The 13,561-nt window shown below is 49.8% G+C and carries 9 protein-coding genes; 6 read left to right on the top strand and 3 right to left on the bottom strand.

The genetic code is table 11. The annotated features are described in order from the left end of the window. The first annotated feature begins 1,247 nt into the window (after positions 1-1,247). On the top strand, positions 1,248-4,400 hold the full coding sequence (locus KU855_RS12600; RefSeq protein WP_218530628.1) for an ImpA family metalloprotease: 3,153 nt from the start codon (positions 1,248-1,250) through the stop codon (positions 4,398-4,400). A gap of 61 nt (positions 4,401-4,461) precedes the next feature. On the opposite strand, the gene KU855_RS12595 is transcribed toward KU855_RS12600, so the two are convergent. Beyond that, the gene (locus KU855_RS12595) at positions 4,462-5,256 is read right to left on the bottom strand and encodes an SDR family oxidoreductase (RefSeq protein WP_218530622.1); all 795 of its coding nucleotides are present in this window, start codon (positions 5,254-5,256) and stop codon (positions 4,462-4,464) included. A gap of 202 nt (positions 5,257-5,458) precedes the next feature. On the opposite strand from KU855_RS12595, the gene KU855_RS12590 reads away from it, so the two are divergent. The 3 genes from KU855_RS12590 to KU855_RS12580 all read left to right on the top strand — a co-directional run bounded on the left by KU855_RS12590 (position 5,459) and on the right by KU855_RS12580 (position 7,767). Then, positions 5,459-6,157 (top strand): spondin domain-containing protein, encoded by a 699-nt coding sequence (locus KU855_RS12590; RefSeq protein WP_218530621.1) that lies wholly within the window; start codon positions 5,459-5,461, stop codon positions 6,155-6,157. An 11-nt stretch (positions 6,158-6,168) separates the two neighbouring features. Further along, positions 6,169-6,876, top strand: a complete 708-nt coding sequence (locus tag KU855_RS12585) for a spondin domain-containing protein (RefSeq protein ID WP_218530620.1) — start codon at positions 6,169-6,171, stop codon at positions 6,874-6,876. A gap of 150 nt (positions 6,877-7,026) precedes the next feature. After that, complete coding sequence (locus KU855_RS12580; protein ID WP_218530619.1) at positions 7,027-7,767, top strand: response regulator transcription factor; 741 nt, start codon at positions 7,027-7,029, stop codon at positions 7,765-7,767. A 43-nt stretch (positions 7,768-7,810) separates the two neighbouring features. Here the strand turns inward: KU855_RS12580 and hemE are convergent, their stop codons facing one another. Then, a complete protein-coding gene (hemE, locus tag KU855_RS12575; protein ID WP_218530618.1) occupies positions 7,811-8,875 on the bottom strand; it encodes a uroporphyrinogen decarboxylase in 1,065 nt (354 codons plus the stop codon). A 461-nt stretch (positions 8,876-9,336) separates the two neighbouring features. Here hemE and rsd point away from each other — a divergent pair, with 461 nt between their 5' ends. Beyond that, positions 9,337-9,846: a sigma D regulator gene (gene rsd / locus KU855_RS12570; protein WP_218530617.1), complete on the top strand. Its 510-nt coding sequence runs from the start codon at positions 9,337-9,339 to the stop codon at positions 9,844-9,846. 93 nt (positions 9,847-9,939) lie between these two features. On the opposite strand, the gene acnB is transcribed toward rsd, so the two are convergent. Then, a complete protein-coding gene (gene acnB, locus KU855_RS12565) occupies positions 9,940-12,537 on the bottom strand; it encodes a bifunctional aconitate hydratase 2/2-methylisocitrate dehydratase (protein ID WP_218530616.1) in 2,598 nt (865 codons plus the stop codon). 352 nt (positions 12,538-12,889) lie between these two features. Here acnB and hxpB point away from each other — a divergent pair, with 352 nt between their 5' ends. Beyond that, positions 12,890-13,549, top strand: a complete 660-nt coding sequence (gene hxpB, locus KU855_RS12560) for a hexitol phosphatase HxpB (protein ID WP_218530615.1) — start codon at positions 12,890-12,892, stop codon at positions 13,547-13,549. Positions 13,550-13,561 lie beyond the last annotated feature (12 nt).

The following is a 13,561-nucleotide window of genomic DNA, read 5'->3' as shown; positions in this document are numbered from 1 at the left end:
TGCGAGACAGTTCAAGCTTGATGGGAAACGGGATAGGGCCTATCCACGTGCGTTAAAAATGAGTAAAAACAAGTATCCCATTAAGTCTAAGAAAAATGCCGTTCACACTAAGTGAACGGCATTAGGCTAACGCCGGTTTTTTTGTGCCTAAATTTTGACAGTGTCAATTTTAAATCATTGAAATTATTATATTTAATGTATTAATTTGTTATGACCTTGTATAAAATAAAACGTCAACACTCATCATAATTCAATGCCAACAAGGACAAACGATGACACACAAATTTTTGTGGTTCTCACTCTTTACACTACTCAGTGGCTGTGGCGATGGGGATATTGATAATGGCGACACCACGACGCCAATACCACCACCGAGCATCACCTATTATCAAGCCAGTAGTGCCCAAGTCGCTGGCGGTTCGCTCAACCCCAATGCCCAAAATATTGAAGCCGGCAGCACCTATAGCTTTACCGTCATCCCAGAGTCCAACTATCAACTTGATAGTATTGCTGGTTGCAATGGTCAGTTAAACGGCAATCGTTATACCACGGCCCCTATGACCAGCGATTGCACCATCACACCGCGCTTTAGTGAAATATCGACACCTGCGGTATACACAGCCAAGGCCATTAGCGTGGTCGGTGGCTCACTCAGCCCAGCCTCACAACAGAGTAGCGCAGGCAACACCTTAAGCTTCACCTTGCACACTGACGAAGGTTACGTCCTTGACCAAGTGAGTGGCTGTGGCGGCAGTATATCAGGCCAAGTATTCACCACTGCTGCCATGACCGCCGATTGCGAGATTACCCCCACCTTTACACCGATTGCGCCCCCCGTCACTTACTATACCGCCCATACCACCGCGGTCAGTGGAGGGTCAATCACTCCAAGCCAACAGCAAATCGAGGCTGGCAAAACTCATGACTTCACCGTCATCACCGAGGCGGGGTTTCAATTAACCAATATCAGTGGCTGTCAGGGCACCTTAACCAATGAAACCTATGTCACAGGGCCGATGACGGCCGACTGTACCATTACCCCCACTTTTGCGCCGATGACGCCACCGGCCACTTACTATACCGCCCATACCACCGCGGTCAGTGGGGGCGCAATCACCCCAAGCCAACAGCAAATCGAGGCTGGCAAGACTCATGCCTTTACCGTTATCACTGAGGCCGGTTTTCAACTGACCAGTATCAGTGGCTGTCAGGGCACGTTAACCAATGAAACCTATTTAACCGGTCCCATGACGGCCGACTGCACCATTACCCCAAGCTTTGAGCCGTTCTCCCCCCCGATCACCTACTATCTTGCCAGCAGCGTGCAAGCCAGTGGCGGCGGATTAGCCCCAAGCCAACAACGCATTGAGGCGGGAAAAATCTTTAGTTTTACCCTGTTGCTCGAACCGACTCATGCGCTGGCATCTATCACAGGATGCGATGGTAGCTTAGTGGGCGACCGCTATATCACTGCGCCAATGACTAGTGATTGTGTGATCACTCCCGAGTTTATTAGTAACGCGGCCAATGCCATAAAGCAGCAAGATCACCAGCTGGCCTCAGCCCAAGAATTGATTGATTTTAGCCTTGATCAGATGGACAGCGCAGAAAGCCAACGCCAGCGCGCGATCGACGCCCTCTATCGCAATGTGGGAGATAGCATCAGTTGGTACCCAAGCCATGACTCAATCACGTTCGCCAGCCTTAAACCCGAAAATACTTTTACTGTCTTGCCGTCAAATCGTAATGGCAATGGCGGCGATGCCGTTCGTGGCTTGGTCATGGCGGGCGAGCAAGATGGGCACCGCTATGGGGCCATGGCCGGCAATTTATTTGCCGTCAACACCTCGAATCAAACCGATGTGTTATTAACTAACCTGTTGCAATGGCTAACCCAAGGCAATGACAGTATCGATGGATTGAGCATAGTCACCGCACAGATGCCAAGCAGTCAAGATAGCTGGTATTTTCCCCATAATGAACGAATAAGAAGTTGGTTATCCAACCACTATCCTAACGCGCACACCATTAATGATGCCAATGCCTGTGATTACAGCCAACTCAGCCAATGTATCGACACCTTTAATCCCGATATCATCGTCATCAGTGACATCGACCGCCAAGGCTTAGGTTATGCGGGTATCGCCAGCGCGATAGCCAGTGCCAAAGCCGCAGGCATCCCTTTGCTATTGTCTAACTATCGCCGTGATGCCAGCGCCATGCTATCGCCCTTATATTTTGATCTGGGGCTGAGCACTGCGGGCAACTATTGGTCAAAACTTACCGCCGACAATGTCAGTATCGATACGCTTAAAGCGGCCGATCAAACCTTAATGGCCGTTGCACAACTGCTGAATAATTTAGCGCAACAACAATTTGATACGGCCGTACTCGATGGATGTGGTAACTATTTAGGCTGTACGCTGGCAGGATTTGCATCGAGCTTCAAAAACGCCGCCGATTGGTATCGCAATGGCGCTATCACGTTAGATATCGCCGGTATCGATGCTTTTAGCAGCAAAAATTTCGCCATAATGAAAGCGGGCTTATTACTCGCCGACAAATATCGCAGTCTCATTGACTACCCGATTGCCTATGATGAGCATGGGGCCTGGCAACAAGCACTATTTGCCGACTGGGTGATTAGTTACGCCCGCCAGCATAACCCTGCGCAAGCGGACTTAGGTGAGTTTGTGGCGCCGGCAAACACTCTCACCAAAGGGAGCAATGCCCACTACCGTTACCCTGACACCGTCAGTGAACGCCAAACCATCGGCGTGCCTTATTCGGGCCAGTGGACCACCACAGGTTGGTATGCCTTACCTGGGCAGACCATTACCGTGACCCGTCACGACCAAACGGATACCCATGTTGAGCTCAAGCTCAACTATCATCGCCCCAACACCAACCGCGTTTACGAGCAAAAAGTCTATCGCGGACCATTGGCGGTATCGCAACAACGCTTGCGCATCCCTTCAGGCCAAAGCATCACATTCTCCACCCCTCATGGTGGGCCCATTTACTTGTACCTCTCTGGTGCGGCGGCATCTTTGGCGGTCGATATTTCCATGGACGGCGTGGCCAAACACCCCAGCATTATGGATTTTTCCGATCCGGCACAAATCACCCAGTTTAACCAGCAACTGGCCAATACCGAACTGCCCCATATCGATCTGCGTTCAGATGGTGCAGAGCAGCATATGCGCAGGGATAAGTTTGAAAATGCCATCGGGGGCAACATCGCTGATGTCAATGCTCTGCTGACCAGTATCGCCGAGGATCACATCAATAGCGTTTACACCTTAGCGGGATTCAAAATCCAAGGAAAAAGCTTGCTTGAGTCGTTGCCAGAGGATGTCAGCCAAGCCTGCAGTAATATCCTGTCAGAGGCCTGTTTTGACGAGTCGCTGCATACCCGCCGTATTATCCAACATGCCAACTACGACCAAAATGCACAATGTGGTTGGGGCTGCAGTGGTAACCCATGGGATGCTGGCTGGAATATCAGCCCCACCGGCTGGGGGGATAATCATGAGCTTGGGCATAACTTACAAACCAATCGCCTCAATGTGCAGTATGTCACGGCGGAGAATCGAGATAATTGGAGCGCTTATGGCAGTCGTGCCGGTGAAAATTCCAACAATATTTTTCCCTACACTGTCATGTGGAAAACCCACTATTTACGCGATAACAACACCAGCACCCTCTATGATGGTCATATGAACCATAAAGACTTATTTTATGTGTTTATGTCCGATGCCGCAGGGCTGACCAACACCACTGGAGAGCGCGTGGTATTCGCCTCTAACTGTCGAGTGTTAGATAGTGGCAGCAGTCGCTTTGAAGCGCCATGGGCCAGCAATGCTTACGCAACCCATAACGGCTATCGGATGGCGTTTTATATTCAAATGGCGCTGCAAGCCCATCACATGATCTTAAGTGACGGTACCCGACTTGAAAATGGCTTTAATATCTTTACCTTGCTCTATCAACACCAACGCATTTTTGGCCAATATGCCAATAACGCGAGTGATTGGGAGGCACATCGTCACCAACTCGGCTTTAGCCTATTCCCCTTTAACGGGGAGAGCGTCTATGGCGGTCGCAGCATTAAAGATATTCCCGGCAACGACTTTATGTTGGTATCACTCAGCAAGTTGACCGGTAAAGATTGGCGCAATCATTTTGACTTAATGGGTCTGCGCTACACGACACTGGCGGCCACGCAAGTCGCTACCAATGCCACCCAAGGCAGCATTCCGATGGGGATGTATGAATTAGAAACAGATCTACCGCCGGCTAACATGAGTGCAGGACTGACATTTATCCCGCTCTCGCTCAGTGATGCCACCACCCTCTGGAAAGGCGAGCACTCGCCGCGCCAGTGTGCTCAACCCTAACCCCAGTGCCGCTAGTCAAGCCCCTCGTTAAGCGAGGGGTTTGGCTGACAACAACGCGCCATTAATGGCCTGATTCAATGGCTTTTTTGGCCAATTTATCTATCCACAATGGCTTGATTAGCTTGAGCCAACGCCCCAGTCGGCCGCGGCGAGACATGATAAGCTGCCGATGCCGCCCGGCGATGGCCGGCAGCATCATTGCGGCGCACTCATCACTGGTCATGATCTTGGCCTCTTGCATTGGCGTTACCCCAAGTGCTTGGCCATCACAACCAATGGCCCGTTTATGAATTTCTGATACCACAAAATCCGGACACAACAGCGTCACTGCCACGCCTTGATCCATCAACTCAATCCGCAACGAGTCAAACAATCCCATCACCGCATGTTTAGAGGCGCAATAGCCGCTTCGGGTTGGCACGCCAGTGATCCCCGCCAGAGACGACACCACCACAATCTGTCCGCTGGCGGCCTTTAATGCCGGCAGCGCGGCATGAGTCAGACGGGCTGGCGCCAGATAGTTCACCGCCATTAAACGCTCAAGAACGGCCAAATCCTCAAGTTCATCAAAGCGCGACCACATGGTAATTCCCGCGTTATTAATCAGGATATCGAGGTGATGGTAGTGCGCGAGTGTATCTATGATCACTTGTAGGCACTGGTCCTCATCGCAAAGATCCGCCGCCAACACCAAGTGCTCCCCAGGGAGGGTCGCAGCCAAATCCAGTAAGCGTTGCCGATGACGAGCCACCAGCACCAACCGCGCCCCCAAGGCGGCTAATTGCTGACATAGGGCGCGGCCGATACCTTCAGATGCACCGGTCACCACCACCACTTTTTGCTGAAATTCATCCATGGCTAAGTTCAGTCGATTGTGTATTTAATCTTCAGACTGACACAAGCCATTAGACTAAACAAGCGCTGGTCATGCCCAGCCATTCTATGTCCGTAACGGCTCTGCGCAAATGTGATGAAATTGTGATAACTAGGCGATTTTCTGGTGAGGAATTGAGCCCAAGATAAAAAGGGTTAATTACAACAATCATATTGGAGCATTTATGTCAGCAAAATCACTATCCCTGCTCGCGCTATTTGGCACTCTGGCAGTGAGCGCTCAGGCAGCAGAACTCGATATCACTATCACCAATTTAACCAATGGCAATCATTTCACCCCAATTTTAGTGGCGGGTCATTCGAGTGATCTGGCCTTATTTCATGCCGGTGACATGGCTTCCCCTGCACTACAAAAGATGGCCGAAGGCGGTGATATCAGCGATCTCGAAGCGGCCGTTGATGGTGCCGGCGCTGAAAAGTTAGTGAATCCGGCTAGCGGCTTACTGGCTCCAAGCCACTCCACAGACGTCGTCAGTTTTGACACCCAAGACAGCATGTATTTATCTGTCGTGGCCATGATATTACCCACCAATGATGCATTTATTGGCTTAGATAGTTGGAAAATCCCAAGCGAAGCGGGCACCTATCAGGTGTACCTTAATGCCTACGATGCCGGCACCGAAGCCAATGATGAGCTTATCACGGGTGGCGGCATGCCTGGTGTAGCCGGTATTCCAGCCGCACCCGGTGGCGATGGTGGCATGAATGGTACTGGCCTTGAAGATATGTCAGGCAACGATAAAGTACACATTCACCCCGGTGTCATCGGTGATCTTGATCCCGCCGGTGGTCCAAGCGATGTCGATAGCCGCATCCACAGATGGCTCAATCCCGTGGCACGCATGACAGTCACAGTGAAATAGCCGAGGTGACTATGAAAAAACTAACATTTTTGGCCGTGAGCTCTTTGCTCATATTGGGTGCGTGTCATAACAATGATGATGACCACACCACACCACCCACTCCGACGCCACCAGCGCCGGCGGCACAGACCTACACAGTGACGGTGACCAACCTTACCGCCAACCAACCGTTGTCGCCCATATCGGTACTGCTTCATCAAGCAGAAGTCAGCCCTTGGACTGTGGCTATGCCGGCGAGCCTAGCGCTCGAAATGCTGGCTGAGAGTGGTGATGCCAGCGAGTTTAGTGGCGTTACCGGCGTTGATAGTCTCGTGGTTGATGGGGGTCCCTTAGGTCCTGGCGGCACCAGCACTCAGACCATAGAAATCCAGCCTAGCGCCGTAGCGCAGCTATCGGTATTAACTATGCTGGTCAATACCAATGATGCCTTTACCGGCCTTGCCGATATTAATTTGGCCGAACTCCAAGTGGGGGATTCGATGACTCGGTTCACCATGGCTTATGATGCGGGCACCGAAGCCAACTCTGAAGCCAAAGGCACCATTCCAGGGCCTGCCGATGGTGGTGAAGGCTTTAATACTACGCGAGAGGCCAATGATGCAGTGCGGGTTCATCAAGGAGTGCTCTCCAGCGATGATGGCCTAAGTAATTCAGTGTTAAATGCTTCTCATCGCTTTGACAATCCCGTCGCACGAGTCAGCATTAGTCGCACGAACTAATGCATCCATAGCACTGAAACCCATCCGCACTTTTCATCGAAAAGTGCGGATTTTCTCACGGCCCGCATGTGACGTTAATTTTTTGTAATAAAAATTTGGCTCTGCAGGTCTTATGCGCACACCTTTTGTAACCATTGAAAGGAAGACAGCATGAGTTCGTTAACCCAGAGCCACAGTATTTTGTTACTTCATAATAATGCCGATAAAGGTAACCAACTTGCTCAGTCGCTTGAGTTAGCCGGATTCGACATTCAGCAAGCCAATTCATGGTCCATGGCCATAAATCTTTGTCAGCAAGGCCAAATTGCCTTATTAGTCCTAACCAAGCATTGGCTGCAACACGACGGCCTAATGCTTATCCGTCAGTTTCGCCAATTAGGATGCAGTCTGCCATTAATTTTTATAACAGAAGATCATAACGAAGCCGAAACGGTATTAGCGCTCGAGTCCGGTGCCGATGATTGCCTCGATATCACCTTATCGGCATTAGAGTTTTCCGCCCGTGTCAGGGCTAGGTTACGCCATCGCAGTATCGACAAAACCGCTCTAGCACCGGCGCAACTGCAATTTTCTGGCGTATCGATTAACACCCAAACACGCGAAGTCTTGCTTGATTCGCAGCCGCTCAATTTAACCGCGCGCGAATTCGATTTACTGACGCACCTAGCCCAACATCCCAATCAAGTGTTTAGCCGGATGCAATTATTGCAAAGTGTCTGGGGTTATAGTCATTGTGGTTATGAACATACGGTCAATTCTCACATCAATCGACTACGAACTAAATTGGCGCAAGTTGAGGGCATGGCGGAACTGGTGAAAACCGTGTGGGGAGTGGGGTATAAATTTGCGCCGCCAAAAAGGCTGACATTTTCTCACGCGCTGCTGCAATAATCTCGCGGCTACAAAAAAGGCCCTCGCGGGCCTTTTTTACGCATTACTTGTGATAAGGCGTTGATAACTCATGAACGGCTTCGATAAATGCGCCAGCGTGCTCAGGATCAACATGCTGATGAATACCATGGCCCAAGTTAAATACATGGCCAGTTCCTTCGCCGTAGCTGGCCAAAATGCTGGCCACTTCTTCACGAATTCGGCCAGTCGGTGCATACAGCATCGATGGATCCATGTTGCCTTGCAGCGCCACTTTATCACCCACACGACGGCGAGCATCACCAATGTCCACAGTCCAATCAAGGCCCAAGGCGTCACAACCGGTTTCAGCCATGGCTTCTAACCACAAACCGCCACCCTTAGTGAACAAGGTAACTGGCACTTGACGACCATCGGCATGACGGGTCAAACCATCGACAATTTTTTGCATATAACGCAGTGAAAATTCGCGATACGCCGCGTGCGATAATGCCCCGCCCCAAGAGTCGAAAATCATCAGCGACTGAGCGCCGTTAGCCACCTGAGCATTCAGATACAAAATCACCGAATCTGCTAACTTATCTAATAACATATGTAACGCCATTGGTTCGGCGTACATCATGCGCTTAATTTTTTCAAACGCCTTGCTCGAACCACCTTCAACCATATAGGTGGCCAAAGTCCATGGTGAACCAGAGAAACCGATTAACGGCACTTCACCGTTTAATTCACGACGAATGGTTTTAACCGCATTCATCACATAGCCTAATTCGTCTTCCGGATCGGGAATCGCCAATTTTTTAATGGCGTCCAATGTATCGGTTGGGCGTGAAAAACGTGGACCCTCACCGGTTTCAAAGTATAAGCCAAGACCCATGGCATCAGGCACGGTCAAGATATCAGAAAACAGAATGGCCGCATCTAACTTATAACGACGCAAGGGTTGTAAGGTCACTTCACACGCCAGATCTGCGTTACGACATAACGACATAAAGTCACCGGCTTGCGCTCGAGTCGCTTTATATTCTGGTAAGTAACGCCCCGCTTGACGCATCATCCATACTGGCGTCATATCAACAGGTTGCTTCAATAACGCGCGCAAATAACGATCATTCTTTAACTCTGCCATCTGGCTTGCTTCCTACACTTGTTAAATTGCTGAGGCGCTAGTTTAGCATTTGCATGAATAAAGTAACCTTAGAAGGATCATTTATGTGAACTTAGACCAAGCTTACCCTTAGTTTTCAATACTAAAAGCCCATTAATTTTTGCTCATCCGACTGTCGGTTTTCTCACATTTTCCATCAAACACTGGTTATCAAACAATAAAAAAGTTGCACCTATAGAGATCTGGTGTTATAAAAATTAGGCGCTAGCAAGAACAATCAAGAAGCTCGCTATATCGAGCCCTTAACTCAAAAATTCTTTGCCCTGTAATGACTCCGTCGTTGCAGGGTTTTTTATATCCCCACCATTTCACGCCAAACAATCAAAAAGTGTTAAAATTTATTCAACTTCGCAAAAACAGTTGATCAATCCTGATTGCTTACATACATTAAGATCTCAGGGCGAAATAGATGAGGCAAGGTCATGCTAACCAAGTTAGAAAAAGCCGAAAAGGAATGGGGTGGAGCAAACAAGCTAATTGATCAATGGCTTGAGCATAGACGCAACCTGTTAATCAGCTATTGCAAGCTAGCGGGATGCGCACCTTATCCATCGAAATCATGTTTACCCAACCTGTCTCAAGTGAATCAATTCTGCGATCTGATTGTAGATTATGTCTCCGAAGGCCATTTCGATGTCTACAATCACATGGTGACGGCCTGTGAACAACATGGTCAGCACAGCCGAGAATTAGTCAGCAAACTCCTCCCTGAAATCCATCAAACCACCGATGATATTTTAGATTTTAGTGACAAATATGCCGACGCCGAAGAAGAAACCGTGCTGTACGATCTCGACCAAGATCTAGCCAACCTAATTCATGCCCTTGAAACCCGTTTTGGCTTTGAAGATCAACTGCTCGAAATCCTGTACTTATATGTCTCAGTAGCACCTGCCGAAAGTAGCGAAGAAAACAGCGCGACCATCAATTAACCTCGCTGCAAGCCCCCCCTAAAAAATAAGGCCAGCATCTGCTGGCCTTATTTGATGTATCCCTTAGCGGGATACATCATAGAAGCGCTGGGCTTATACCGCCGATTGGAAGATCACTTCCGCCGCTTTTTTGGTATAGCTATCTAACTGATCAAAGTTCAAGTAACGGTAAGTGTCAGCTGCCGTCGCATCTAACTCTTTGGCGTATTCTTGATACTCTTGCGGTGTAGGTAAGCGCCCTAATAACGCCGCTACCGCTGCCAGTTCAGCCGATGCCAAATAGACATTGGCGCCAGTACCTAAACGGTTAGGGAAGTTACGGGTCGAGGTCGACACCACGGTGGCACCTTCAGCCACGCGGGCTTGGTTACCCATACACAATGAACAACCTGGGATCTCAATACGAGCGCCCACGCGACCAAAGATGGCATAGTAGCCTTCTTCGGTCAGCTGATCTCTATCCATCTTAGTCGGTGGAGCAATCCACAACCGTGTTGGTAGCGTCTTGGCAAACTTATCGAGCATCTTACCGGTCGCGCGGAAGTGACCAATGTTTGTCATACAAGAGCCGACAAACACTTCGTCGATCTTAGTTTGAGCGACAGATGACAATAATACCGCATCATCAGGATCGTTAGGCGCACACAGAATTGGCTCTTTAATATCATTGAGATCGATCTCAATCACCGCCGCGTATTCAGCATCGCTATCGGCAGTCATCAACTCAGGGTTAGCTAACCACTCTTCCATGCCTTTGATACGACGCTCAATGGTGCGGCGATCGCCATAACCTTCGGCAATCATCCACTTCAACATGGTGATGTTGGAGTTGAGGTATTCGATGATAGGCGCTTTATCGAGCTTAATGGTACAGCCTGCGGCCGAACGCTCAGCCGAAGCATCTGATAATTCGAACGCTTGCTCGACTTTCAGAGACTCAAGCCCTTCGATTTCGAGTACGCGACCTGAGAAGATATTGATTTTGCCTTTCTTCTCAACCGTCAGCATCCCAAGCTCTATCGCTTTTAATGGAATGGCGTGGACTAAATCACGCAGAGTGATACCCGGTTGCATCTTGCCTTTAAAGCGCACTAATACCGATTCCGGCATATCAAGAGGCATCACGCCAGTCGCCGCTGCAAAGGCCACCAGCCCAGAACCCGCAGGGAAAGAAATACCAATCGGGAAACGCGTATGGGAGTCGCCGCCAGTACCGACAGTGTCGGGCAACAACATGCGGTTAAGCCACGAGTGGATAACGCCGTCTCCGGGACGCAGAGACACGCCGCCACGGTTCATAATGAAATCAGGCAGCGTATGATGAGTATTCACATCCACCGGCTTAGGGTAAGCTGCGGTGTGACAGAATGACTGCATGGTTAAGTCGGCACTAAAGCCTAAACAAGCCAAGTCTTTAAGCTCGTCACGGGTCATTGGCCCCGTGGTGTCTTGAGAGCCAACAGAGGTCATCTTAGGCTCGCAGTATTGACCAGGACGAACCCCAGCAACCCCACACGCCTTACCGACCATCTTTTGCGCTAAGGTATAGCCCTTGCCTGAGTCAGCCACATCCTGCGGACGAACAAACACCTCAGACGCAGGTAACCCCAGCACTTCGCGGGCTTTATCGGTCAGACCACGACCGATGATCAGTGGAATACGGCCACCAGCACGGACTTCATCGAGCAACACATCGGTTTTAAGCGTGAACGCTGAAATCACCTCATCACTACCATGACGCTTGACTTGGCCAGCATAAGGATAGATGTCGATAACATCACCCATCTCCATTTGGCTGACGTCCAGCTCAATAGGCAATGCCCCCGCATCTTCCATGGTATTGAAGAAAATTGGGGCGATTTTTCCACCTAAACAGAAACCACCAGCACGCTTATTGGGGACGAATGGAATATCATCACCCATAAACCACAAGACAGAGTTAGTCGCTGATTTACGCGATGAACCAGTCCCGACTACGTCACCGACGTACACCAGGGGGAAACCTTGGTTTTTTAATTGTTCGATCTTCTTGATGGGTCCCACGCTGCCAGCAACATCGGGCTCAATGCCATCGCGAGCATTTTTAAGCATAGCTAACGCATGCAGTGGGATATCTGGGCGCGACCAAGCATCAGGCGCGGGTGATAAATCATCCGTATTGGTTTCGCCAGAGACTTTAAATACCGTTAAGCTAATTTTTTCAGCCAATTTTGGACGGCTCAAATACCAATCAGCATTGGCCCAAGCTTCAACAACTTGCTTAGCCGAATCATTACCGGCCTGCATTTTCTCAACCACATCATGGAATGAGTCAAACATCAGCAAGGTGTGCGATAAGGCCTTTACCGCTAACGGCGCTAAGGCAGGGTTATCAAGCTGCGCTATCAGCGGCTCGATGTTATAGCCACCTTGCATGGTACCGAGTAATTCGGTTGCGCGCTCGGTCGATAAAATAGGTGATGACACTGTGCCTTTTGCCACAGCATCAAGAAACGCCGCTTTCACATACGCGGCTTCATCTACACCTGGGGGAATTCGATTTTCAAGCAGATCAAGCACAAAGGCTTCTTCACCTGCGGGTGGGGTTTCGACTAGCTTAACCAGTTCTGCAACTTGTTGTGCATCCAGTGGTTTAGGGACAACACCTTCTGCGGCACGCTCTGCGACGTGTTTACGATATGCTTCTAGCACGGCAACATTCCTCTTTGTTAGGCGTTTCAATACCCCACGGCGTTCTGTGCATCGTGTGAGGTATCACAACGAAACTGCATATCTTCTCTCCAGAAGCGGCAGTCCGACGGGTTCCTTGGTGGTATTCTGCTATAAGGCTTAACTGCGTTTCAGCCAAACTGGCATGATACCTTTACCACGCATTTCCGCTGTGCAGTATACTACAGCTTTACAAAACTATGAATCAGCTCACACCAAGCAATAAAAAAACTTGCGCCACTTGGCGCCAGCCAGTGTAGCGATAACGCCATCCAAGGCAAATTAGACGATAGTGTATAGCGGATCACCACCAACAACGGGAGTAATAGCAATAATGGCGGCCATTGACGCAGTAATTTTTGACATGGATGGGGTACTGATAGATTCCGAACCGCAATGGCAACAAGCCGAAATCGCCGCCTTCGCCGACGTGGGCATTCACCTCAGTCATGCCGATGTCCTTAACACCACCGGCTTACGCGTCGATCAAGTGGTGGAATATTGGTATCAACGCCGCCCATGGCCAGACTATAACAATGCCGCCGTGAGTGCCCAGATTAGCCGCCAACTTGTCGACTATATTCTGCAAGATGGCCAAGCGCTCAACGGCGTTGAAATCGCCCTGCAAGCCTGTCAATTGCGCGGTCTGAAACTAGGTTTAGCCACGTCTTCGCCTACTGCCATTTTAGATGCCGTCATGACTCGCTTGCGCATCGGTCATTACTTTGATGCCTGCTGCAGTGCTGAAGGCTTGGCCTATGGCAAACCGCATCCGCAAGTGTATCTTAACTGCGCCGCAATGCTTAATGTCGCGCCCAGTCGCTGCTTAGCCATCGAAGACTCAATCAACGGCATGATTGCCGCCCGTGCAGCTAATATGCTCACGTTAGTGATCCCCGCGGCCGAACAAGTTCAGCATTTAGGCTTCGGTGCCAGTCATTATCAACTGACCAGCTTACAGCAACTGCCTGCATTACTTGATCAAATCGGCTAAGCAACATCGAAA

The organism is Shewanella sp. NIFS-20-20, assembly GCF_019209865.1.
In the GTDB taxonomy this organism is placed as follows: Bacteria; Pseudomonadota; Gammaproteobacteria; order Enterobacterales; family Shewanellaceae; genus Shewanella.
Note: the sequence above shows the minus strand (reverse complement) of the source record. Positions and strands in the feature narration are given on the sequence as shown.